The organism is Pseudomonas mendocina, from assembly GCF_003008615.1.
Classification (GTDB): domain Bacteria; phylum Pseudomonadota; class Gammaproteobacteria; order Pseudomonadales; family Pseudomonadaceae; genus Aquipseudomonas; species Aquipseudomonas mendocina_C.
In genome coordinates this window covers 4,738,971-4,761,076 of sequence record NZ_CP027657.1, presented here as the reverse complement: position 1 = coordinate 4,761,076, position 22,106 = coordinate 4,738,971, and the positions used below count along the sequence as shown (strand labels likewise).

The window sequence follows — 22,106 nt, the reverse complement described above, 5'->3', positions numbered from 1 at the left end:
CGGTAGCCAGAAACGGAGCGCGCCAGATGGCCATCCTGCATACCCAGATCAACACCCGCTCACCGGAGTTCGCCGCCAATCAAGCGTCCATGCTCACCCAGGTGGACGAACTGCGCGCCCTGCTCGCCCGCGTCCACGAAGGCGGCGGCGCCAAGGCACAGGAGCGCCATACATCACGTGGCAAGTTACTGCCGCGCGAACGCATCAACCGCCTGCTCGATGCCGGCTCGCCCTTTCTCGAGATCGGCCAACTCGCCGCCCATGAGGTCTACGGCGAAGACGTGCCCGCCGCCGGGGTGATCGCCGGTATCGGCCGCGTCGAAGGCGTCGAATGCATGATCGTGGCCAACGATGCCACGGTTAAGGGCGGCTCCTACTACCCGCTGACGGTGAAGAAGCACCTGCGCGCCCAGGCCATCGCCCGCGAGAACCGCCTGCCGTGCATCTACCTGGTGGATTCCGGCGGCGCCAACCTGCCGCGTCAGGACGAGGTGTTCCCGGATCGCGAACACTTCGGCCGGATCTTCTTCAACCAGGCCAATATGAGCGCGCTGGGCATCCCGCAGATCGCCGTAGTGATGGGCTCGTGCACCGCAGGCGGCGCCTACGTTCCGGCCATGTCTGATGAAACCATCATGGTGCGCGAGCAGGCCACCATCTTCCTCGCCGGCCCGCCGCTGGTGAAGGCCGCCACCGGCGAAGTGGTGACCGCCGAAGAACTGGGCGGCGCCGACGTGCACTGCAAGACCAGCGGCGTGGCCGACCACTACGCCGAGAACGACGAACACGCCCTGGCCCTGGCCCGGCGCTGCATCGCCAACCTCAATTGGCGCAAGCTCGGCCAGCTCGACAGCCGCGCGCCCATTGCCCCGCGCTACCCGGCCGAAGAGCTGTACGGGGTGATCCCGGCCGACGCCAAGCAACCTTTCGATGTGCGCGAGGTGATCGCACGGATCGTCGACGACTCGCAACTGGATGAATTCAAGGCACTGTTCGGCACTACCCTGGTTTGCGGTTTCGCCCGCATCAACGGCTATCCGGTGGCAATCCTGGCCAACAACGGCATCTTGTTTGCCGAGGCGGCGCAGAAAGGCGCGCATTTCGTCGAACTGGCCTGCCAGCGCGGCATTCCGCTGCTGTTCCTGCAGAACATCACAGGCTTCATGGTCGGCAAGAAGTACGAGGAAGGCGGTATCGCCAAGCACGGCGCCAAGCTGGTCACCGCCGTGGCCTGCGCCCAGGTACCGAAATTCACCGTGATCATCGGCGGCAGCTTCGGCGCCGGCAACTACGGCATGTGTGGCCGTGCCTATGACCCGCGCTTTCTGTGGATGTGGCCCAACGCGCGTATCGGCGTGATGGGCGCGCAGCAGGCTGCCGGCGTGCTGGTGCAGGTCAAGCGCGAACAGGCCGCACGCGCCGGCCAGCCCTACTCCGACGAGGACGAACAGCGTTTGAAGCAACCCATCGTCGAGCAATACGAGCAGCAGGCACACGCCTTCTACTCCAGCGCCCGACTGTGGGACGACGGCGTAATCGACCCGGCGCAGACCCGCCAGGTGCTGGCCCTGGCCCTGTCCGCCAGCCTCAACGCCCCCATCGAGCCGACTCGTTTCGGGGTGTTCCGCATGTAATCCGTGGGAGGGGCTTTAGCCGCGACAGCCACAGCAAAGCTCGCGGCTAAAGCCCCCTCCCACCAGAGCCAGCGCATATTTCGAGCCTGACACCATGACCGACTTCACCACCGTACAGCTTGAGAAAGATCCACGCGGCTTCGCCACCCTGTGGCTGAACCGCCCGGAGAAGAACAACGCCTTCAACGCCGAGATGATCCGCGAGCTGATCCTCGCCCTCGACGCCGTCGGTGAAGACAAGAGCCTGCGTTTTCTCCTGCTGCGTGGCCGTGGCAAGCACTTCTCCGCAGGCGCCGACCTGGCCTGGATGCAGCACGCCGCGACTCTCGACTACAACGCCAACCTGAGTGATGCCCGCGAACTGGCCGAGCTGATGTACAACCTGCACGGCCTGAAGATCCCCACACTGGCCGTCATCCAGGGCGCGGCCTTCGGCGGTGCGGTGGGCCTGGCCAGTTGCTGCGACATGGCCATTGGCGCCGAAGATGCGCTGTTTTCCCTATCCGAGGTACGCATCGGCCTGGCCCCGGCGGTGATCAGCCCCTTCGTCGTGCAGGCCATCGGCGAGCGCGCCGCCAAACGCTACGCGCTCACCGCCGAGCGTTTCGACGGCAAGCGCGCCCGCGAACTGGGTCTGCTCGCCGAGTGCTTCCCGGCCGATGAGCTGAAGGCGCAGGTCGAGGCCTGGGTCGCCAACCTGCTGCACAACAGCCCGCAAGCCATGCGCGCCAGCAAGGATCTGCTGCGCGAAGTCGGCAGCGGCGAGCTGACCCCGGCCCTGCGCCGCTATACCGAAAACGCAATCGCCCGCCTGCGCGTCAGCGCCGAGGGTCAGGAAGGCCTGCGCGCCTTCCTGGAAAAACGCCAACCAAGCTGGCAGGAGCAATGACCATGATCGATACCCTGCTGGTCGCCAATCGTGGCGAGATCGCCTGCCGCGTGATGCGCACGGCCAAGGCCATGGGCATTCGCACTGTCGCCGTGCACAGCACCATCGATGCCCATGCACGGCATGTGCGCGAAGCTGACATCGCGGTGAACCTTGGCGGCGCCAAACCCGGCGAAAGCTACCTGCTGATCGACAAGATCATCGCCGCCGCCAAGGCCAGCGGCGCGCAAGCCATTCACCCCGGCTACGGTTTTCTCTCGGAGAACGCCGGCTTCGCCCGCGCCATCGAGCAGGCCGGTTTGATCTTCCTCGGCCCTCCCGCCTCGGCCATCGATGCCATGGGCAGTAAGTCGGCGGCCAAGTCGCTAATGGAGGCTGCCGGCGTGCCGCTGGTGCCGGGCTATCACGGTGACAAGCAGGATCTCGACACCTTCCGCGAGGCCGCCGCACGTATCGGCTACCCGGTGCTGCTCAAGGCTGCTGCTGGCGGCGGTGGCAAGGGCATGAAGGTCGCCGAGTCCGAGGCGCAGCTCGCCGAAACGCTGGAGTCGGCGCAGCGCGAAGCGCAATCGGCCTTCGGCGACTCGCGCATGCTGGTGGAAAAATACGTACTCAAGCCGCGCCATGTGGAGATCCAGGTATTCGCCGACCAGCACGGTAACTGCCTGTATCTGAATGAGCGCGACTGCTCGATCCAGCGCCGCCACCAGAAGGTGGTGGAAGAAGCGCCAGCGCCGGGCCTCAGCCCCGAACTGCGCCGCGCCATGGGCGAAGCGGCGGTCAAGGCCGCGCAGGCCATCGGCTATGTCGGTGCCGGCACCGTGGAGTTTCTGCTCGATGAGCGTGGCGACTTCTTCTTCATGGAGATGAATACCCGCCTGCAGGTGGAGCACCCGGTTACCGAAGCCATCACCGGGCTCGATCTGGTGGCCTGGCAGATTCGTGTCGCCCGTGGCGAGGCGCTGCCGATCAGCCAGGCACAGGTACCGCTGAACGGCCACGCCATCGAGGTGCGGCTGTACGCCGAAGACCCGGATCACGATTTCCTCCCTGCCACCGGCACCCTGGCGCTGTACCGCGAGGCCGCCAGCGACAATGGCCGGCGTATCGACAGCGGCGTGACCGAGGACGACAGCGTGTCGCCCTTCTACGACCCCATGCTGGGCAAACTGATCGCCTGGGGCGAGAACCGCGAGCAGGCACGCCTGCGCCTGCTGGCGATGCTCGACGACACCCTGGTCGGCGGCGTGAAGACCAACTTGGCCTTCCTGCGCCGCATCCTCGCCCACCCGGCGTTCGCCGCGTGCGAGCTGGATACCGGCTTTATCCCGCGTCATCAGCAGCAGTTGCTGCCTGCACCCAGCGAGTTGCCGGAAACCTTCTGGCAACTCGCGGCCGATGCCTGGGCGCAGAGCGAAACGCCCCTGCAGCGCGACGATGACCCGCATTCGCCCTGGTCAGCCCGCAGTGGTTGGCGCGCCGGCGGCGCAGCGGAAATCGAGCTGCACCTGAGCTGCCAGGGCGAGAGCCACAAGGTGCGCGCGAGCAACCAGGCCCGCTTGCAGGGCGAAGAGCTGCTGGCGGAAATCGACGGCACGCGCCAGCGTCTACGCGCCATTCGCCGTGGCGAAACCCTCTACCTGCAATGGCAAAGCGAACTGCACGCCATCAGCCGCTTCGACCCCATCGCCGCCGCCGAAGCCAGCCATGCCCAGCAGGGCGGACTGAGCGCCCCCATGAACGGCAGCATCGTCCGTGTACTGGTCGAGCCCGGCCAGGCGGTCGAGGCCGGCACCGCGCTGGTGGTGCTCGAAGCGATGAAGATGGAGCACAGTATCCGCGCGCCCGAAGCCGGCACGGTCAAGGCGCTGTATTGCCGCGAAGGGGAAATGGTCAGCGAAGGCGCAGTGCTGGTTGAGCTCGAGATACAAGGGCAGACGTAGGGCGGTCTCGCGAGCGAAGCGAGCAGCCAGCCGGTTTATGTCGAGTCGCACGCCCTCCAACGGCGTGCTGCTTCGCGACGACTGCATGGATGCAGGAGGTAGAGCGACGCAGGAAGCCAAAGCCGAGTACGCCCTACCGCACTGCAATCACCGCTCCCCCGTCTTGCCTCTGGCGGTGCGCACGGCGCACCCTACGCTCAACCGGATAAATACGAGGAAACCTGATGACCCTGCCCCACTCCGTACGTTTGGTCGAAGTCGGCCCGCGCGACGGCCTGCAGAACGAGAAACAGCCGATCAGCGTCGCCGACAAGGTGCGCCTTACCGATGACCTCACCGCCGCCGGCCTGAGCTACGTGGAGGTGGGCAGCTTCGTCTCGCCCAAGTGGGTGCCGCAGATGGCTGGCTCCGCCGAGGTGTTCGCCGGCATCCAGCGCAAACCTGGAGTCACCTACGCCGCACTGGCGCCCAATATGCGCGGCCTTGAGGCAGCGCTTGAAGCCAAGGTCGAGGAAGTCGCAGTCTTCGCCGCCGCCAGCGAGGCCTTCTCGCAGAAGAATATCAACTGCTCCATCGCCGAAAGCCTGCAGCGTTTCGTGCCGTTGATGGAGGCGGCCAAAGCGGCAAACGTGCGCGTGCGCGGTTATGTGTCCTGCGTGCTCGGCTGCCCCTACGATGGCGAGGTCGATGCCGCCCAGGTCGCCAGCGTCGCCCGCGAGCTGTACGCCATGGGCTGCTACGAGGTTTCGCTGGGCGACACCATCGGCACCGGCACCGCGGGGCAGACCCGCCACCTGATCAACGTGGTCGGCCGCGAGGTGCCATGTCACCTGCTCGCCGGGCACTTTCATGACACCTACGGCCAGGCACTGACCAACGTCTACGCCAGCCTGCTCGAAGGCATCAGCGTGTTCGACAGCTCGGTCGCCGGCCTGGGCGGCTGCCCCTACGCCAAGGGTGCCACCGGTAACGTCGCCACCGAAGACGTGCTCTACCTGCTGCAGGGGCTGGGTATCGAAACCGGCGTGGATATGGACAAGCTGATCGACGCTGGCACACGCATCTGTGAAGTGCTGGGCAAGGCCAATGGCTCGCGCGTAGCACGTGCCCGACTGGCGAATCGCTGAGCGCCCACCTGCATGTAGGAGCGGCTTTAGCCGCGAAAATCGCGGATGAATACGCTCCTACAGGTAGATGCTCTGTATCGAATCACTGCTTGCAACTTGCCCCGAGCGCATGAAAAGGTCGGCGCAATGGCAACAAAGGTCGCCTGGGTTATAGGCCTGACACCCCGCGACCACTAAGCTGAAGCATACGAACAAGAACGACGAGGATTCAGCATGTCGCAACCTCTGTGGACACCTTCCGCCGAGCGTATCGCCGCCAGCCGAATGGATGCCTTCCGCCGCTTCGTCAACCAGCGCCATGCCTTGCAATTGACTGACTACCCGGCCTTGCACGCCTGGAGCGTCGAGCAGCGCGAAGCCTTCTGGCAGGCCGTCGCCGATTTCTTCGACATTCGCTTCCACACCCACGCCAAATGCGTGCTGCACGAAGGCCCGGCAATGCCGGATGCGCAGTGGTTTCCCGGTGCCACGCTGAATTTCGCCGAGCACCTGTTGCGCCGCCACGACGGTCACCCGGCGCTGGTTGCCATTGGCGAAGGTGGCAGCCGTGAACAGCTCAGCTACGCGCAACTGGCAGCGCATGTCGCCGGTCTGCAACGCGCCCTGCGCGAAGCTGGTGTCGGTGTCGGCGACCGTGTCGCCGCGTTCATGCCCAACACCTGGCAGACCGTGGTCGGCATGCTCGCCACCACCAGCCTCGGCGCCACCTGGTCGAGCTGTTCGCCGGACTTCGGTACCCAGGGCGTGATCGACCGCTTCGGCCAGATCGAACCCAAGGTGCTGATCGCTGCCGCCGGTTATCGCTATGCCGGCAAGCGAATCGACCTGACCGACAAGCTAAACGAAATCCTCCCGCAACTGCCCAGCCTGGAGCGGTTGGTTATCGTGCCCTACTCACGCGACGAGGCCAGCCCTACTGATTACAAGTCAGTTGCTCTAGCGACCCTCTGGCAGGATTTCTACCAACCCGGCGGTACCCCCCAGTTCACGCCAGTCGCCTTCGGCCAGCCGCTGTATATCCTCTACTCCAGCGGCACCACCGGGGTACCCAAGTGCATCGTCCATGGCGTCGGCGGCACCCTGCTGCAGCACGTCAAGGAGTTGGGACTGCACACCGATCTGGGCGCCAGCGACACCCTGTTCTACTACACCACCTGCGGCTGGATGATGTGGAACTGGCTGGTCGCCGGTCTGGCCCTGGGCGCAACCCTTGTGCTCTACGACGGCTCGCCCTTCCATCCTGAGCCAGCCCGATTGATCGACCTGATCGACGCCGAGGACATCTCCATCTTCGGTACTAGCGCCAAGTTCATCGCCGCCCTGGAGAAGGCAGGCGTCAAGCCGCGTGAAAGCCATAAGCTGACGCAGCTGAAGGCCATCCTCTCCACCGGCTCGCCACTGGCCCACGAGAGCTTCGAGTACGTTTACCGCGACGTGAAGCGTGACCTGTGCCTGTCATCGATCTCCGGCGGTACCGACATCGTCTCCTGCTTCGCCCTGGGTAACCCAACGCTGCCCGTCTGGCCTGGCGAACTGCAGTGCAAGGGCCTGGGTATGGACGTGCAGGTGTGGAGCGACAACGGCCAGCCGGTAACGGTCGACAAAGGTGAACTGGTCTGCGCCCACCACTTCCCCTCCATGCCGGTGGGATTCTGGAACGACGCGGACGGCGCGAAATTCCGCGCCGCCTATTTCGACACCTTCCCCGGTGTTTGGGCCCATGGCGACTATGCCGAGGAAACCGCGCATGGCGGCCTGATCATCCACGGCCGTTCCGACGCCGTGCTCAACCCCGGTGGCGTACGCATCGGCACCGCGGAAATCTACCGTCAGGTGGAAAAGGTACCGCAGGTGTTGGAATCCATCGCCATCGGCCAGGATTGGCAGGGCGACGTGCGCGTAGTGCTGTTCGTGCGCCTGCGTGAGGGGGTAACGCTGGACGACGCACTACGTCGTGAAATCTGCCAGGTGATCCGCGCCAACACCACCCCGCGCCACGTACCGGCGAAAGTCGTTCAGGTCGCCGATATCCCGCGCACCATCAGCGGCAAGATCGTCGAACTGGCAGTGCGCAATGTCGTCCATGGCCGTCCAGTGAGAAATACCGATGCCCTGGCCAACCCGCAGGCGCTGGAACTGTATCGCAACCTGCCGGAACTGCAGCAATAGCCCGACAGCGATTGCCTGGTAAACACCTGAGCCATACGGGCTCTATACTGCCTCGACCAGAGCAACAGGATGTTCGCCGTGCTCAAGCTTGTCTGCCTGCTTTTCGCCTTGCTGTTCATGGGCGCCGCTTCAGCCAGGGAACCACTGAAGCTCTACATGCCGGATGCACCGCCGCTGACTCTGCATCATTACGCGGGTGGCCACGGCATGGTCGGCGACGTGGTGCTGACAGCGCTGGCACGTCTGGGCAGGCTCACTCAGATCGTCGCCGAGCCATGGCCACGGGCTCAGCTTCGGGTTACCAACGGCAAGAACCTGTTGATCATCCCGCTTTCACGCACCCCAGAGCGTGAAGATCAGTACACCTGGGTCACGTCGATCATGGTGCTGGAGCGCGCCTTTTTCACCCTGGACGAACCGGTCAACAGCTTCGCCGAAGCGCGCCAGCGCTATAAGCGCATCGGCGTGGGGATGGGCACGGCGCAGGTGGCCATCCTGCAGCGCGAAGGCTTCGACGATAGTCAGATCGTTCAGCTGAAACTTGGCGAGAACCCGGCTCGACTGCTGACGCTGGGGCGGATCGACGCCTGGTTCACTGGTGTGCCGGAGGCCCTGTACATCTGGGAAGGATCGGAGCATCGCCGGCAGAACCTGCGCAAGAGCGCGACACTCGCCAGCACCGGCCTCTATCTCGCCTGCTCGAAGGACTGCGATGCGCAACTGGTCGAGGAGCTACGCACCGCCATCGGTGAACTGGAGCAGGAAGGCGTCAGCCAGCGCTTGCGCGAGGCCTACATGCCCTTGCAGCCTGATCCTTAGATACCCTGCCGCCCCGGATCCTCTGGTGGCTGCTCCTCTTCGATATCCTCCAGCTTCAGCTCCAACCCCCAATCCACGGAGGCAGCGACTTTCGGGGCTGCTGCCGGGGTCGTGACGGGCGCAGCAGGCGCCGCTGGCGCAGGCCTGGCATTGGCTGGATTGTCGCGATGCAACTTGAGTTTCAGACGCACGTTGTTTGCCGAGTCGGCGTTCTTCACCGCTTCCTCTTCGTCGATAGCGCCTTCGTGTACCAGATCGATCAGCGCCTGATCGAAGGTCTGCATACCGAGATTCTTCGACTTTTCCATGATTTCCTTGATCTCGGAAAACTCGTTGCGCTTGATCAAGTCACGAATGGTCGGCGTGCCCAGCAGCACCTCCACCGCAGCGCGGCGCTTACCGTCCACGGTCTTGACCAGGCGCTGGGAGACGAAGGCCTTGAGGTTGTTGCCCAGGTCGTTGAGCAACTGTGGGCGACGATCTTCGGGAAAGAAGTTGATGATGCGATCCAGCGCCTGATTGGCATTGTTGGCGTGCAACGTGGAAATCGCCAGGTGCCCGGTGTCGGCGAAAGCCAGGGCATGCTCCATGGTTTCACGGTCACGGATCTCGCCGATCAGGATCACGTCCGGCGCCTGGCGCAGGGTGTTCTTCAACGCAGCATGGAAGCTGCGGGTGTCGACGCCCACCTCACGCTGGTTGATGATCGACTTCTTGTGCCGGTGCACGTACTCCACCGGGTCTTCGATGGTGATGATATGGCCGCCGCTGTTGCGGTTGCGGTAGTCGATCAGTGCCGCCAGCGAGGTCGACTTGCCCGAACCGGTGCCGCCGACGAACAACACCAGGCCGCGTTTTTCCATCACCGTACTGAGCAGCACCTCGGGCAGCTTGAGGTCTTCGAAGCGCGGGATATCCAGCTTGATGTTGCGCGCCACGATGGAAACCTCGTTGCGCTGCTTGAAGATATTGATGCGAAAGCGCCCGACGCCAGACAGGGAAATCGCCAGGTTCATTTCCAGCTCGCGCTCGAACTCCTCGCGCTGCGCGCTATCCATGATCGAGTCGGCGATGGCGGCCACCTCACCGGACTTCAGGGGCTCCTGGCTGAGCGCCTTGAGCATGCCATTGAACTTGGCGCAGGGCGGCGCCCCGGTGGACAGGTAAAGGTCGGAGCCGTCCTGGCTGGACAGCACTTTCAGCATTGCGTGGAGATCCATGACGGCGTTTCCGTGGGCGCGATTGAAATACCATAGGCCATGTTCTGTTGCCTGCCATCCCGAGCGACCCCGAGGGGTCGCTGCAGACGAGTCGAGAATCGCTCCCGACCGTTTCTGCCGACATCGCAGGCAATGCATAACCGTAAATTTGGCGCCATTCTGCTGGCGCAACGATTGCTGGCACAATAGCGCCCCAGCAAAAATGAGGAATCCATCAATGGCAAAGGCAATGGCCCGCCACATCCTGGTCAAGACCGAAGCGGAGGCCGCTGCGCTGAAGAAGCGCATTGCCGCTGGCGAGGCCTTCGACGTCCTGGCGCGCAAGTACTCCACCTGCCCCTCCGGCAAGAAAGGCGGCGACCTCGGTGAAGTGCGTCCCGGCCAAATGGTGCGGGCGGTCGATCAGGTAATTTTCAAGAAGCCACTGCGTGAAGTGCATGGCCCGGTGAAGACCCAGTTCGGCTATCACCTGATCCAGGTGTTCTACCGCGACTGAACGGCCTCAGACGCCTGGCTCGCCCATGTGCTCGACGATCTTGCCCCGTAGCCAACGCTCGGCAGGATCGTTGTCGGTCACCCCACTCCAGACCATCGACAGATCCGAGTTGACCAACTCGAATGGCGGGTCGTCCGCACGCAGACGGGTGCCTTCGATCAACGCTGCCGCCGCGAAATCCGGAACCGTGGCAAGCATTTCGGTACCGGCGATGATCGAGCGCAAGCCACTGAACTGCGGCACCGCCAACACCACGCGACGCGAACGGTTCAGACGCGCCAGGTCGTTGTCGATGTTGCCGCACAGATCGCCCGAGAACGACACCAGCGCATGGGGACGCGAGCAGTACTCATCCAGTGTCAACGGCCCAGGCCGGTCGTCGCCGCGCAGCACCTTGACCTTCATCTCGCGCAGCTTGCGGCGCTTGGCATTGGCCGGCAGCTCGGTGGTATAGCTGACGCCGACGGAGATTTCCCCCGAGGCCAGCATCGACGACATCAGCAGGAAATTGACCCGCCGCACGACGATCACCACCTCCGGTGCTTCTTCGCGAATCTGGTTGAGCAGTGCCGGGAACAGGCCAAACTCGGCATCGTCCGAGAGGCCGATGCGGAAGGTGTCGCGGTTGGTCGCCGGGTTGAACTCACGCGCCCGGCTGACAGCGCCGGAGATGGTATCCATCGCCGGCTGCAGTTCCTTGAGAATCGCCAGCGCTCGCGCCGTCGGTTCGAACGTCCGGCCATTGCGCACCAGCAGCGGGTCATCGAACAGATCACGCAAACGAGCCAACGCCGCACTGACCGCGGGCTGACCGAGAAACAGCTTCTCGGCCGCACGGGTCAGGTTCTTCTCGAACATCAGCGTCTCGAAGATCACCAGCAGGTTCAGATCGACGCGGCGCAGGTCGTTGCGATTCATCCAGAGGCCTCGGAGCACAGATTGGTTGGCGCATTAAAGCAGCAACGTCCGTGCCCATATAGCCCGGATCAGAGCCCGAGGTCGGACAAGCCCGGATGATCGTCAGGACGGCGCCCCAGCGGCCAGCGGAACTTGCGCTCGGACTCCTTGATGGGCAGGTCGTTGATGCAGGCGTAGCGATTGACCATCAGACCATCGGCGCCGAACTCCCAATTCTCGTTGCCGTAGGAACGGAACCAGTTGCCGGAGTCGTCGCGCCACTCGTAGGCATAGCGCACGGCGATGCGGTTGTCGGTGAACGCCCAGAGTTCCTTGATCAGGCGGTACTCCAGCTCCTTGGCCCATTTGCGCTCGAGGAACCCACGCGCCTGATCACGGCCGTTGGCGAACTCGGCACGGTTGCGCCAGCGCGTGTCCAGGCTGTAGGCCAGGGCGACCTTGGCGGCATCACGGCTGTTCCAGCCATCTTCGGCCAGGCGGACTTTCTCGATGGCACTCTCACGCGTGAACGGCGGCAGTGGGGGGCGGATTTCAGGATTGAACGACATGACGACACCTCAGGCTTGCGGGGGATTGAGCCCATCATTGGGCGACAGGGTTTGCAGGAGCAGTTGTGCGGTTCGGGCAGCGCTATCGGCCGCCTCGACCTGGCCAGTGACCATGGCCACGGCCGTGGCGCCATCGATCAGCAGGAGAAACTGCGCGGCCATTTGTTCAGGCTCGGCAAAGCCGCAGGCAGCGGTCAGTTCCTGCAGATAGGCCAGCAAGCGTTGCTTGTGCAGCAGGGAGACCGCGCGGATTTCGCTGTCGGGATCACCGATCTCGCCTGCCGCATTGATGAAGGCGCAGCCGTGGAAATCAGGCGAAGCGAACCACCTGCGCAGCAGTGGAAACACCGCCAGCAGGCGCTCACCTGGCGCGCCCTCGCCGGTTCCGTCGATGAACCAGTTCATCCAGCGTTCATCGCGGGCACGCAGCGCAGCCGCTACCAGAGCCTCCTTGGTCGGATAGAGACGGTAGATGCTCTTTCGCGCCACACCCGAGGCCTTGACGATGGCATCCATACCAGTGGCATTGATGCCTCCGGCGTACACCAGGCTCTCGGTGGCCTGCAGCAGTCTGAGTTCGGTGGATTGATCGTCGAACATGAGCATCGCCCTTGAGAATGATCGTTCTCAATAAGGTAGAACGATCATTCTCCAGTGGCAAATCTTTTTTGCGGATCATGACGAGCGGTAGAAAAAAATAGCCCGGATCAAGTCCGGGCCATTCGTGCAGCTTGGAATGTCGCGAGCGCCTCAGCCCTGCTCGGCCGCCTCTTCACGGGCCAGCGAAGCACCATGCACACGATTCACCCACCAGCCAAAGATGCCTGCGGTGAAGAACATGATGATGCTGTAGATCGCCGCCGGAATGGCCATGGTCGGGTTGTTCAGCAGCATCGGGCTCAGCGCCAGGGCGATGGCCAGGGTGCCGTTGTGGATGCCGATCTCCATGCCGATGGCCACCGCCTGGCGTTGCGAGAGCTTGAGCAGGCGCGGCACGAAATAACCGACGCCCAGGCTGAGCAGATTGAAGCTCAGCGCTGCCAGGCCCACCAGTGGCGCGTAATCGACGAAGGTCTGCCAATCCTTGACCACCGCCAACAGCACGATCAGCGCCAGGAACAACGCGGAGATGATCTTCACCGGCTTCTCCATGCGTGCCGCGAAGCTGGAGAAGCGGCTGCGAATCCACATGCCGATGGCCACCGGCCCCAGCACGATGGCGAACACCTGGACGACCTTGGCGAACTGCAGCGGAATGGCCTGATCGCCGTCCATGAAGTACATCAGCGACAGGTTGACGATCAGCGGCATGGTGAGGATGGCAATCACCGAATTGACCGCCGTCAGGGTGATGTTCAGCGCCACGTCGCCATGCGCCAGGTGGCTGTAGAGGTTGGCCGTGGTGCCGCCCGGCGAGGCTGCCAGCAGCATCATGCCGACGGCCAGCGCCGCCTCCAGCTGGAACCCCTTGACCAGGAAGAAGCAGGCCAGCGGCAGCAGCAGGATCTGGCAGCCGAGACCAATCATCACCGGTTTGGGGTATTTCACCACGCGGGTGAAATCCGCCAGGGTCAGGGAAAGCCCGAGACCGAGCATGATGATGCCCAGCGCCAGGGGAAGGAAAACGGTGCTCAGAAGGCTTGCGGTCATCTTGTTGTTCTCTGTCTAGGTAGGGACCTGCAGCCGATTCTGCGTAACCCGTCACGCTAGCGATAGTGGCTTCGCGCGCCAGAATCGGGACACACTTGTAACAAAATGCGAGTGACCGAGAGGTCACGAAAACCGCAAGCTAGAGCCCTGCAGCACCCAGCTACAAGCGTTTATATCGCGGTGGCGCCACCGTCCACCGCCAATGCCTGGCCAGTGGTAAAGGCCGCGTGATCGCTGCACAGGTACAACACGGCGGCGGCGATTTCCTCGACCTTGCCGATACGCCCGACCGGGTGCATGGCGGCGGCGAATTCAGCCTTCTTCGGATCGGCCTCATAGGCGCGGCGGAACATATCGGTGTCGATCACCGCCGGGCACACCGCGTTGACCCGTACCTTCTTCTTGGCGTATTCGATTGCCGCCGACTTGGTCAGGCCGATCACTGCGTGCTTGGAGGCCGCGTAGATGCTCATTTTCGGCGCCGCGCCGAGGCCGGCCACCGAGGCGGTATTGACGATGGCGCCGCCACCCTGAGCCAGCAGCAACGGGATCTGGTGCTTCATGCACAGCCAGACGCCTTTGACGTTGACGCCCATGATGGCGTCGAACTCGGCTTCGCTGCCGTCTGCCAGCTTGCCCTTCTCGATCTCGATACCGGCGTTGTTGAAGGCGTAGTCCAGGCGACCATAGGCAGCCATGGTGCCGGCCATCAGCGCCTGCACATCGGCGTCACGGGTCACGTCGCAGCGCACGAAATGCGCATCACCGCCAGCAGCGCGAATCAGCTCGACGGTGCCTTCACCGCCAGCGCTGTCGACATCGGACACCACGACCTTGAGCCCTTCTGCTGCGAAAGCCAGAGCCGCAGCACGACCAATACCGGCAGCACCGCCAGTGACCAGGGCGACCTGCCCGGAAAACGTCAAACTCATGTCTGCTTCCTCGCAGTGATTCTTATTGAAGTTGCGAGGAGTCTAGCCAGCCGTGCAGCCGGCGAGCAGCACTATCAGGGTTTGGAGTGCGAGGTCATGCGAATTGGTGATGAAACGGAGCTGAATATCTACCGCGGCCAACATCTGTAGGGTGCGCCGTGCGCACCAACGACGGCGTCTCAGGGATACGCGAGGGCTTCAAGCAACCAGGCAAGCTACAGCCTACGGGGACGCCGTAGCGGGTAACGCCAGCCGCTTGCCACGGTGAAAAGCGACTAACCCACCCTGCGAAAAATCGTCAGTTGACTGCCGATCCCACCAGCGACGCATCCTGCCCTTACCCCGCCCGTTTCAGCCGCGCAGTTCGGCGACCACGGCAGCCAGCGCCTGGGCCGGGTCGGCAGCCTGGCTGATCGGGCGACCGATCACCAAATAATCGGAGCCCGCATCCAGCGCCTGGCGTGGGGTGAGGATGCGCTTCTGATCGTCCGCGCTGCTGCCGGTCGGACGAATACCTGGCGTCACCAGTTGCAGGCGCGGCTGGGCAACCTTCAGTGCCTGAGCCTCCTGTGCGGAGCAGACCAGGCCATCGAGCCCGGCATCCGCAGCCAGGCCGGCCAGGCGCAGCACCTGCTCCTGCGGCGGCACTTCCAGGCCGATGCCGGCCAGATCCTGCTGCTCCATGCTGGTCAGCACCGTCACGCCGATCAACAGCGGTTTGGCGCCTGCGAGCTTGTCCAGTTCGTTACGGCACGCCGCCATCATCCGCAGGCCGCCGGAACAGTGCACGTTGACCATCCACACGCCCAGCTCGGCAGCAGCCTTGACCGCCATGGCGGTGGTATTGGGAATGTCGTGAAATTTCAGGTCGAGAAACAGCTCGAAACCCTTGGTCTGCAACGCTTCGACCACTTGCGGGCCGCTACGGGTGAACAGCTCCTTGCCGACCTTGACCCGACACAGCGCCGGATCGAGCTGGTCGGCCAGGCGCAGAGCGGCTTCGCGGCTGGGAAAGTCGAGGGCAACGATGATCGGGGTCTGGCAGGCGGACATTGGGCGGGTCTCAAACAGGATAAAAACGCCGCGCATTGTAACGCAAAGCCACCCGGCGCTGGGATGAACCGCCCGCCTGTAGCCCGGATGAAATCCGCGGCAGTTTCGCGGCAGATGATCCCGGACTTCATCCGGGCTACCTCGCTGACTCTCAGGCGATCAACCGCTCACGCAACCGCCCGAGCATCCCCAGCAGGCTGCCGACCTTCTCCTGCTCGCGCTCATCTCGCGGCACCTCGGCCAGGCGGGTCACGACCTGTTGCGGCTGTGCACGCCAGATCAGCGCCTGTTCGGCAGCGGCCTTCAGGCCCTTCTCGAACAGGCCGCGACGCACCGGTTTGGGCAGGTAGCGAAAGATCTGCGCCTCGTTGACCAGACGCAGCAAGGCCTGGGTGTCGCGGAACGGCGTCACCACCAGGCTGAGCAGGCGCGGATGAGCTTGCGCCAGGCTCTTGAGCAACGGCGCGGTGTCTTCGCCTGCGAGCTTCAGGTCACTGACCAGAATATCCACCGCCTCATTGTTGAGCTGCAGCATGGCTTCGGCCAGATTGCGCGCACGCAGCAACTGGTGCCCGCCAGCCACGCAGAACTCGTCGACCACTGCCTGGGTGTCCGCGTCGTCGTCGAGCAACAATACGGACAACGGTGCGGCCAATGCGCTGCTCATCAGAGCGCTGGCCTGGGGCGTATGCCGCGCGGCCATTTCGGCAGCCTGGCGCAGGGTGAACGCCATCTCCTGCTGATCCCAGGGCTTGGTCAGATAACGGAAGATGCCACCGCTATTGAGCGCGTCCACGGCAGCATCCAGATCGGAATAGCCGGTCAACAGAATGCGCAGAGTATCCGGAGCGATTTCCCGGGCCTGGGCGAGCAACTGCGATCCGCTCATCAGGGGCATACGCTGGTCGCTGACGAGGATATGCACCGGCTCCTCGCGCAGTCTTTGCAACGCACGCAGCGGGTCACTCTCGGTCAGCACCTGGTACTGGCGACGAAACTGCATGGCAAGGCTGCGCAGAATGCGCTCCTCGTCATCGACGAACAGAATGCGGATGGGGGCAGTCATTTCAGGCGCTCCTTTTCATGATGGCGGCAGGCAACGGCAGGCTGACGAGAAAGCGCGTACCGCGGCCAGGCTCGGAGGCGACGCGGATCTGGCCGCCGTGGTCGCGAACGATCCTGTAGCTGATGGACAGGCCCAGACCGGTGCCCTGCCCGACTGGCTTGGTGGTGAAGAACGGATCGAAGATCTTCGCCATGACCTGTGCGGGCATGCCACGACCGTTGTCCTGCAAAGAGATGTGAATGCCCTGCTCGTCCGCCCAGCTGCGGATCTGAATCCGCCCGGCCACATCGATGGCCTGCGCCGCGTTGGTCAACAGATTGAGCAACACCTGATTGATCTGCGACGGCGCGCAGGCGATGCGCGGCAGCTCACCGAGTTGTTGGATCACCTCGACCTTATCCTTGAGGTGGTTGCGGGCGATCAACAAGGCGCTGCGAATGCAGTCGTTGAGGTCGATCTCCTCGCTCAGGGCGCGGTCGACCCGGGCAAAATCCTTGAGCCCCACGACCAGCTCGGCGATCTGCTCGAGGCCATACAGGGTGTCACCGTAGAGCTGCTGCAGGTCTTCGGCCAGCAACTCCGGAGCGGCTTGCTGACGCGCCAGCTCGGCGGCCTGCAGGGCTTCGCCGAGACGCGCTTGATCACAGACCGGGTCGTTCAGGCACTGCCCCAACCGGGCCTGCGCCGCCGCCAGGTCGAACAGTGGCTCGCTCAACTCTCGCAGTAACTGCACGTTGTTCTTCACGTACCCCAGTGGCGTGTTCAGCTCGTGGGCGACACCGGCGACCATCTGCCCCAGGGAGGCCATCTTCTCGGACTGCAGCAACTGCGTCTGCGACTCCTTGAGATCCACCAGCGCCTGGCGCAGCACGCGATTGCGCTGGGCGATGCGCGCTTCCATGGCCTTGAGCAGGTCGAGTACAGTGCCCAGGCCGCAATAGCGACCCTGCCCGTCGACCAGGATGAAGTCCTCGGTGATGGGGTATTGCAGCTGTCCGGTGACCTGCTTGGCCGCTGCTTCCAGGTCGGCCTCCAGGCTGACGATAAGCGGCTCGCTGTTCATCACTTCACTGACCGGATGGCGGCCCCGCAGGTCGCGGCCGAAACGCTGCATGAAGATGTCCTGCAAACGTGTACGGCTGACCAGACCGAGAGGCTGGCCACCGGCATCCACCACCGGCAGCGACAGAAAGGCCTTATGTTCGGGTGTGAGCAAACGATCCGCCACTTCGCTGATGCTCATTTGCGGCGTCAGCGGCGTGACCGCTCGAAGCAGGGACTGCAGAGCGCTGGCACGGCTCATGGGGCGGTCTCTCCCTGTGATCGGAAAGTCGCCATTCAAACAGTGCCAGGTTGCCATCATGTGACAACCCTCCCCGCGCGAATCAGCCCGGTGCAACTCAGCGCATCGCGCACCAGCGTGGATCGACTTCTATACTGCCGTTGTCGCTGAACGCCCATACAGACGCCACTTGCCCAGCCTGGCATGGGCGCTGCACGGAAAAGGACGTCGCCAAACTCATCCTTCTCAACATGGGCTGCAGCCATGTCCTACCAGACCACCATCGGTGATCTCATCTACCGTTTCGCCGACCTCAAGACGCTGCTGGCCAAGGCCAGTCCTGCTCGCTCCGGTGACTATCTGGCCGGACTCGCCGCCGCTACCTATGAAGAACGTATGGCCGCCAAACTGGCCCTGGCCGAGGTGCCGCTCAAGCGTTTTCTCGAAGAGGCGCTGATCCCTTACGAGCAGGACGAAGTCACCCGCCTGATCATCGATCGTCATGACGCTGCCGCTTTCGCCCCGATCAGTCACCTGACCGTGGGCGACCTGCGCGACTGGCTGCTGCTGGAAAAGACCGATAGCGCCCGGCTTACTGCCGTTGCCGCTGGCCTGATACCGGAAATGGTCGCCGCGGTGAGCAAGCTGATGCGCAATCAGGATCTGATTCTGGTGGCGCGCAAATGTCAGGTAGTCAGCCGTTTCCGCAACACCCTGGGCCTGCCCGGCCACCTCGCCGTGCGCCTGCAGCCCAACCACCCCACCGACGACGTGCGCGGCATCGCCGCGAGCATGCTCGACGGCCTGCTTTACGGCTCCGGCGACGCCGTGGTGGGCATCAACCCGGCCAGCGACTCGCTGCCGACGCTGATGCGTCTGTGGCAGATGATGGACGAGGTACGCCAGCACTTCGAAATCCCCATGCAGAGCTGCGTGCTGACTCATGTCACCACGCAGATCCAGGCCATCGAAGCCGGCGCACCAATCGATCTGGTGTTCCAGTCCATCGCTGGCACCGAGGCTACCAATACCGGTTTCGGCGTATCCCTGGCGATCCTTCGCGAGGCGCACGAGGCGGCGCTATCACTGAGCCGTGGCACGCTCGGCGACAACGTCATGTACTTCGAAACCGGCCAGGGCAGCGCACTCTCGGCCGGCGGTCACCATGGCGTCGACCAGCAGACCTGCGAAGCTCGCGCCTACGCCGTGGCCCGCGAATTCCGACCGCTGCTGGTCAATACCGTGGTCGGCTTCATCGGACCGGAATATCTCTACGACGGCAAGCAGATCACTCGCGCCGGGCTGGAGGATCACTTCTGCGCCAAGTTGCTCGGTCTGCCGATGGGCTGCGACGTCTGCTACACCAACCACGCCGAAGCCGATCAGGACGACATGGACAACCTGCTCACCCTGCTCGGTGCGGCGGGCATCAACTTCATCATGGGCATCCCCGGTGCCGACGACATCATGCTCAACTACCAGAGCACCTCGTTCCACGACGCGCTGTACCTGCGCAGCGTGCTGGGCCTCAAACGCGCACCGGAATTCGACGCCTGGCTGGCGCGCATGGCCATCACCGAGCCGGGAGGCCGACTGCGCGATATCGGTCGTGGTCACCACCTGCTCAAGCAGTTGCCACATATCTCGGGAGCCGCCTGATGGCCAACGACCTGATCCAGCACAATCCCTGGGACGAACTGCGCGCGCATACGTCGGCACGCATCGCCCTTGGTCGGGTCGGCTGCAGCCTGCCTACCACCGAGGTGCTGAAATTCGGCCTGGCCCATGCTCAGGCACGCGACGCCGTGCACCGCCCGCTGGACTTCGCCGAGCTGCAGACCCAGTTGCAGAATGCTGGTTTTCGCTCCCTGCAGGTGCGCAGCAACGCCGAGGATCGTCAGGCCTACCTGCTACGCCCGGATCATGGTCGGCAACTGCACGAAGAATGTCGCCAGCGGCTGCTGCAGGAAGCACCGGCGCCGGAACTGGTGATCGTGCTGGCCGACGGCCTCTCGGCCATTGCCGTGCAACGTCATGCCCTGCCCCTGCTGCAAGCCTTCCGGGCGCACTTCGACACCGACTGGGCCAACACCCCGGTAGTACTCGCCGAACAGGGCCGTGTCGCCATCGGCGACGGCATCGCCGAGGCGCTACGCGCACGCCTGGTGATCGTGATGATCGGCGAACGCCCAGGCCTGACCTCACCGGACAGTCTCGGCCTGTACCTGACCTACGCGCCGCGGATCGCCTGCCCGGACAGCGCGCGCAACTGCATCTCCAACGTGCGCCCCGAGGGGCTGCCCTACGCGCTGGCGGCGCACAAGCTCGACTACCTCACCCGCCAGGCGTTGCGCCTGCAACTCAGCTGCGTGTCGCTCAAGGACGACAGCAACCTGCAGCCGGTGCGCTCGCAACCGGCCTGACAAGCCGGTTGCGAGCGGGTATGGTGGAAGTCCCTACCCGCAAGAGGAATCGATCATGCCCTGGTACGCCTGGCTCATCCTGATCCTGGCCTTGGGCTCCATCCTCGGCAGCCTGCTGATGCTGCGCGATACAGCCAAGAAACTGCCGCTGACCGAGGAACAGCTCAAGCGTATCCACGAGCGCAACGTCGAACAGGACGCTAAGGACAGCCAAGAACGCTGATTCGTCCTGTGCGTCATCTCTACTCTGACAGCCTGCTAGACTGCGCCTCCTTCTCCTGAGGAGGCGCCATGCCCCTGCATCTGCGACTGCTGCTACCGGCCTTCACCCTGGCGCTGGGTCATGCCTTGGGTTTTATCCAGCCAATCGGTCTGTTGCTTGGTACAGGTGCCTGCGTCCTGATCCTGTTTGGCGAACAGCGCCTGCCGACCTGGCTGTGGCAAGCGCTGGTGCTTGTAGCTGGCGTCACACTGGTGGCCCACTTGCTACCTGGCTTCAGCCCCTGGACTCTATGGCAACCACGCCAGATCAGCCCTGACGCACCGCCCTATGCGTTGCGTCTGTCCTGGGACAAGTTGCTGCTCGGCACGGCGCTGCTGGCCTGGTGGCTGGGGCAGCCCTCCAGACCGGTCATTTCTCCAGCACGTGCATTGTGGGTCTGCTTACTGACCTTGCTGGCGGTGCCGGTGCTGGCAATCGCAGTAGGGCTGGTGGCCTGGCAACCGAAATGGCCGGAAGGCCTGCTGCTGTGGTTGCTGGTGAATCTGGGCGTGGCCGTGCTGGCCGAGGAACTTCTGTTTCGCGGCGTATTGCAGCCGGCTCTGGTGCAGCGCTTAGGGTCTTGGCCAGGGCTGTTGCTGACGGCTGCAATCTTCGGTGCGGTACACCTGCCCTTCAGCCCATTGTTCGCCATGCTGGCGACCCTCGCAGGCCTGGGTTATGGCCTGGTCTTTCACTACAGCGGCTGCCTGAGCCTGGCGGTCGCGTTGCATGGCGCGGTCAATCTTCTACATCTATCGCTGTTGAGTTATCCGCTACGACTGGCATGACTGCGATGCGATAAGGCGAAAAAATTCGCGCCAGCTCGCCTTTGAGCCGAAGGTCTTCTAGCAGCTCGGCGAAACGCTCGGGAGTGATCGGCGCACCGGTACGAATCATCGCGTGATGACGATAGACCTGGTCGGCCCGCTCGGAAATCAGCAACGCGCGAGCATGCTCACGATTGCGCTTGATGAAGTCATAGAGATTGGAGCGCGTGACCAGAGCGACATCGGCACGCCCGCGCAGCACCATCAGCAGATTGCTGTCATGCGAATGGCCAAGGTTGGCATTGAAGGTTTGGGTCAGGTATTCGGGGTCACTGTTGAAACCCGCAAACCCGTAGTGATAACCGCGGTACAGTGCCAGGCGCTTACCCTGTACCCGTTCGAAATAGCCCTGGTCGCGCCCTTGCTCGTCACGCGCGACGAACAACTCGGCGTCCTCCAGGCCCATGTCGACAGCGGCTACGTCGATTCCCTGCCAGCCCCATTTCGGGTTTTCGAAGATGGCCATGTCGATGCGCCCACGTTGCAGATCGCTGAAGCGACGCACTATAGCGGTGGGCAACATGGTGAAGTGGTAGTCGTCTTGCGCCTGATTGAGTGAATCGAGCAACTGCGGCAGCAGTCCACTGGACTCGTTCAGATTGGACTTGATCACATAGGGCGGAAAGTGTGCACCGCCAACTCGGACAACTTCTGCGGCATACAGCAAGCCGGTCGACAGCAAGCAGATAGCGGCCAGCCATCCATGATTCCAGCACCCCCAATGCCGCATCTCGCACCCCCAAAAAATCCTTCTTCTAGTGCGAAGCAGCCTACTCCAGTCTTACCCTGACCGACTAGATGGTTTTTCAGTCTCATGTCGCTTTCCAGACCGCGTCTGACGACAACCC

The 22,106-nt window shown here is 63.5% G+C and carries 21 protein-coding genes; 11 read left to right on the top strand and 10 right to left on the bottom strand.

Annotation, left to right across the window (positions count from 1 at the left end; all coding sequences use genetic code 11):
• Positions 1-26: 26 nt before the first annotated feature.
• From C7A17_RS22005 to C7A17_RS21980, 6 genes are all read left to right on the top strand, one after another.
• On the top strand, positions 27-1,634 hold the full coding sequence (locus C7A17_RS22005; RefSeq protein ID WP_106740521.1) for a carboxyl transferase domain-containing protein: 1,608 nt from the start codon (positions 27-29) through the stop codon (positions 1,632-1,634).
• A 94-nt stretch (positions 1,635-1,728) separates the two neighbouring features.
• Positions 1,729-2,523 carry a gamma-carboxygeranoyl-CoA hydratase gene (locus tag C7A17_RS22000; RefSeq protein WP_106740518.1) on the top strand — a complete coding sequence of 265 codons (795 nt, stop codon included), beginning with the start codon at positions 1,729-1,731 and terminating at the stop codon, positions 2,521-2,523.
• Positions 2,524-2,525: 2 nt separating this feature from the next.
• A complete protein-coding gene (locus C7A17_RS21995) occupies positions 2,526-4,466 on the top strand; it encodes an acetyl/propionyl/methylcrotonyl-CoA carboxylase subunit alpha (RefSeq protein ID WP_106740516.1) in 1,941 nt (646 codons plus the stop codon).
• Positions 4,467-4,690: 224 nt separating this feature from the next.
• Positions 4,691-5,593, top strand: a complete 903-nt coding sequence (locus tag C7A17_RS21990; protein WP_106740513.1) for a hydroxymethylglutaryl-CoA lyase — start codon at positions 4,691-4,693, stop codon at positions 5,591-5,593.
• A 213-nt stretch (positions 5,594-5,806) separates the two neighbouring features.
• Positions 5,807-7,762 carry an acetoacetate--CoA ligase gene (locus C7A17_RS21985; RefSeq protein ID WP_106740510.1) on the top strand — a complete coding sequence of 652 codons (1,956 nt, stop codon included), beginning with the start codon at positions 5,807-5,809 and terminating at the stop codon, positions 7,760-7,762.
• A 69-nt stretch (positions 7,763-7,831) separates the two neighbouring features.
• A complete protein-coding gene (locus C7A17_RS21980; RefSeq protein ID WP_106740507.1) occupies positions 7,832-8,581 on the top strand; it encodes a substrate-binding periplasmic protein in 750 nt (249 codons plus the stop codon).
• Here C7A17_RS21980 and C7A17_RS21975 read toward each other — a convergent pair.
• On the bottom strand, positions 8,578-9,801 hold the full coding sequence (locus C7A17_RS21975) for a PilT/PilU family type 4a pilus ATPase (protein ID WP_199796356.1): 1,224 nt from the start codon (positions 9,799-9,801) through the stop codon (positions 8,578-8,580). The two genes, C7A17_RS21980 and C7A17_RS21975, sit on opposite strands and share 4 nt — an antisense overlap.
• A gap of 217 nt (positions 9,802-10,018) precedes the next feature.
• Between C7A17_RS21975 and C7A17_RS21970 the strand changes: the two genes are divergently transcribed.
• The gene (locus C7A17_RS21970) at positions 10,019-10,297 is read left to right on the top strand and encodes a peptidylprolyl isomerase (RefSeq protein WP_031302901.1); all 279 of its coding nucleotides are present in this window, start codon (positions 10,019-10,021) and stop codon (positions 10,295-10,297) included.
• 6 nt (positions 10,298-10,303) lie between these two features.
• Here C7A17_RS21970 and C7A17_RS21965 read toward each other — a convergent pair whose 3' ends face one another.
• The 8 genes from C7A17_RS21965 to C7A17_RS21930 all read right to left on the bottom strand — a co-directional run bounded on the left by C7A17_RS21965 (position 10,304) and on the right by C7A17_RS21930 (position 17,767).
• On the bottom strand, positions 10,304-11,215 hold the full coding sequence (locus C7A17_RS21965; RefSeq protein WP_106740502.1) for a LysR family transcriptional regulator: 912 nt from the start codon (positions 11,213-11,215) through the stop codon (positions 10,304-10,306).
• Between the two features lie 68 nt (positions 11,216-11,283).
• The gene (locus C7A17_RS21960; protein WP_106740500.1) at positions 11,284-11,763 is read right to left on the bottom strand and encodes a nuclear transport factor 2 family protein; all 480 of its coding nucleotides are present in this window, start codon (positions 11,761-11,763) and stop codon (positions 11,284-11,286) included.
• A 9-nt stretch (positions 11,764-11,772) separates the two neighbouring features.
• Entirely contained in the window at positions 11,773-12,363 is a 591-nt protein-coding gene (locus C7A17_RS21955; protein WP_106743102.1) for a TetR/AcrR family transcriptional regulator, read from the bottom strand.
• 150 nt (positions 12,364-12,513) lie between these two features.
• Complete coding sequence (locus C7A17_RS21950; protein ID WP_106740497.1) at positions 12,514-13,413, bottom strand: bile acid:sodium symporter family protein; 900 nt, start codon at positions 13,411-13,413, stop codon at positions 12,514-12,516.
• A gap of 170 nt (positions 13,414-13,583) precedes the next feature.
• Positions 13,584-14,345, bottom strand: a complete 762-nt coding sequence (locus C7A17_RS21945; RefSeq protein ID WP_106740491.1) for an SDR family oxidoreductase — start codon at positions 14,343-14,345, stop codon at positions 13,584-13,586.
• Between the two features lie 351 nt (positions 14,346-14,696).
• Positions 14,697-15,398, bottom strand: coding sequence for an orotidine-5'-phosphate decarboxylase (gene pyrF, locus C7A17_RS21940; RefSeq protein ID WP_199796355.1), 702 nt, complete (start codon positions 15,396-15,398; stop codon positions 14,697-14,699).
• Positions 15,399-15,549: 151 nt separating this feature from the next.
• On the bottom strand, positions 15,550-16,464 hold the full coding sequence (locus C7A17_RS21935) for a response regulator (protein ID WP_106740486.1): 915 nt from the start codon (positions 16,462-16,464) through the stop codon (positions 15,550-15,552).
• 1 nt (position 16,465) lies between these two features.
• Positions 16,466-17,767 carry a sensor histidine kinase gene (locus C7A17_RS21930; RefSeq protein WP_106740484.1) on the bottom strand — a complete coding sequence of 434 codons (1,302 nt, stop codon included), beginning with the start codon at positions 17,765-17,767 and terminating at the stop codon, positions 16,466-16,468.
• 243 nt (positions 17,768-18,010) lie between these two features.
• On the opposite strand from C7A17_RS21930, the gene C7A17_RS21925 reads away from it, so the two are divergent.
• The 4 genes from C7A17_RS21925 to C7A17_RS21910 all read left to right on the top strand — a co-directional run bounded on the left by C7A17_RS21925 (position 18,011) and on the right by C7A17_RS21910 (position 21,219).
• Positions 18,011-19,405: an ethanolamine ammonia-lyase subunit EutB gene (locus C7A17_RS21925; RefSeq protein WP_106740481.1), complete on the top strand. Its 1,395-nt coding sequence runs from the start codon at positions 18,011-18,013 to the stop codon at positions 19,403-19,405.
• Positions 19,405-20,169: an ethanolamine ammonia-lyase subunit EutC gene (eutC, locus tag C7A17_RS21920; protein ID WP_106740478.1), complete on the top strand. Its 765-nt coding sequence runs from the start codon at positions 19,405-19,407 to the stop codon at positions 20,167-20,169. Before C7A17_RS21925 ends, eutC begins: the two co-directional genes overlap by 1 nt.
• Before the next feature lie 55 nt (positions 20,170-20,224).
• Entirely contained in the window at positions 20,225-20,392 is a 168-nt protein-coding gene (locus tag C7A17_RS21915) for a DUF2897 family protein (RefSeq protein WP_106740475.1), read from the top strand.
• A 68-nt stretch (positions 20,393-20,460) separates the two neighbouring features.
• Positions 20,461-21,219: a CPBP family intramembrane glutamic endopeptidase gene (locus C7A17_RS21910; protein ID WP_106740472.1), complete on the top strand. Its 759-nt coding sequence runs from the start codon at positions 20,461-20,463 to the stop codon at positions 21,217-21,219.
• Here C7A17_RS21910 and C7A17_RS21905 read toward each other — a convergent pair.
• Positions 21,170-21,988 (bottom strand): type 2 periplasmic-binding domain-containing protein, encoded by an 819-nt coding sequence (locus C7A17_RS21905; protein WP_199796354.1) that lies wholly within the window; start codon positions 21,986-21,988, stop codon positions 21,170-21,172. The genes C7A17_RS21910 and C7A17_RS21905 overlap by 50 nt on opposite strands.
• Positions 21,989-22,106: the final 118 nt, after the last annotated feature.

Excerpts from the sequence above, each read along its gene's own strand:
- C7A17_RS22005 (WP_106740521.1), top strand. The coding sequence starts at position 27 with ATGGCCATCCTGCATACCCAGATCAACACCCGCTCACCGGAGTTCGCC.
- C7A17_RS22000 (WP_106740518.1), top strand. The coding sequence starts at position 1,729 with ATGACCGACTTCACCACCGTACAGCTTGAGAAAGATCCACGCGGCTTC.
- C7A17_RS21995 (WP_106740516.1), top strand. The coding sequence starts at position 2,526 with ATGATCGATACCCTGCTGGTCGCCAATCGTGGCGAGATCGCCTGCCGC.
- C7A17_RS21990 (WP_106740513.1), top strand. The coding sequence starts at position 4,691 with ATGACCCTGCCCCACTCCGTACGTTTGGTCGAAGTCGGCCCGCGCGAC.
- C7A17_RS21985 (WP_106740510.1), top strand. The coding sequence starts at position 5,807 with ATGTCGCAACCTCTGTGGACACCTTCCGCCGAGCGTATCGCCGCCAGC.
- C7A17_RS21980 (WP_106740507.1), top strand. The coding sequence starts at position 7,832 with ATGTTCGCCGTGCTCAAGCTTGTCTGCCTGCTTTTCGCCTTGCTGTTC.
- C7A17_RS21975 (WP_199796356.1), bottom strand. The coding sequence starts at position 9,801 with ATGGATCTCCACGCAATGCTGAAAGTGCTGTCCAGCCAGGACGGCTCC.
- C7A17_RS21970 (WP_031302901.1), top strand. The coding sequence starts at position 10,019 with ATGGCAAAGGCAATGGCCCGCCACATCCTGGTCAAGACCGAAGCGGAG.
- C7A17_RS21965 (WP_106740502.1), bottom strand. The coding sequence starts at position 11,215 with ATGAATCGCAACGACCTGCGCCGCGTCGATCTGAACCTGCTGGTGATC.
- C7A17_RS21960 (WP_106740500.1), bottom strand. The coding sequence starts at position 11,763 with ATGTCGTTCAATCCTGAAATCCGCCCCCCACTGCCGCCGTTCACGCGT.
- C7A17_RS21955 (WP_106743102.1), bottom strand. The coding sequence starts at position 12,363 with ATGTTCGACGATCAATCCACCGAACTCAGACTGCTGCAGGCCACCGAG.
- C7A17_RS21950 (WP_106740497.1), bottom strand. The coding sequence starts at position 13,413 with ATGACCGCAAGCCTTCTGAGCACCGTTTTCCTTCCCCTGGCGCTGGGC.
- C7A17_RS21945 (WP_106740491.1), bottom strand. The coding sequence starts at position 14,345 with ATGAGTTTGACGTTTTCCGGGCAGGTCGCCCTGGTCACTGGCGGTGCT.
- pyrF (WP_199796355.1), bottom strand. The coding sequence starts at position 15,398 with ATGTCCGCCTGCCAGACCCCGATCATCGTTGCCCTCGACTTTCCCAGC.
- C7A17_RS21935 (WP_106740486.1), bottom strand. The coding sequence starts at position 16,464 with ATGACTGCCCCCATCCGCATTCTGTTCGTCGATGACGAGGAGCGCATT.
- C7A17_RS21930 (WP_106740484.1), bottom strand. The coding sequence starts at position 17,767 with ATGAGCCGTGCCAGCGCTCTGCAGTCCCTGCTTCGAGCGGTCACGCCG.
- C7A17_RS21925 (WP_106740481.1), top strand. The coding sequence starts at position 18,011 with ATGTCCTACCAGACCACCATCGGTGATCTCATCTACCGTTTCGCCGAC.
- eutC (WP_106740478.1), top strand. The coding sequence starts at position 19,405 with ATGGCCAACGACCTGATCCAGCACAATCCCTGGGACGAACTGCGCGCG.
- C7A17_RS21915 (WP_106740475.1), top strand. The coding sequence starts at position 20,225 with ATGCCCTGGTACGCCTGGCTCATCCTGATCCTGGCCTTGGGCTCCATC.
- C7A17_RS21910 (WP_106740472.1), top strand. The coding sequence starts at position 20,461 with ATGCCCCTGCATCTGCGACTGCTGCTACCGGCCTTCACCCTGGCGCTG.
- C7A17_RS21905 (WP_199796354.1), bottom strand. The coding sequence starts at position 21,988 with ATGCGGCATTGGGGGTGCTGGAATCATGGATGGCTGGCCGCTATCTGC.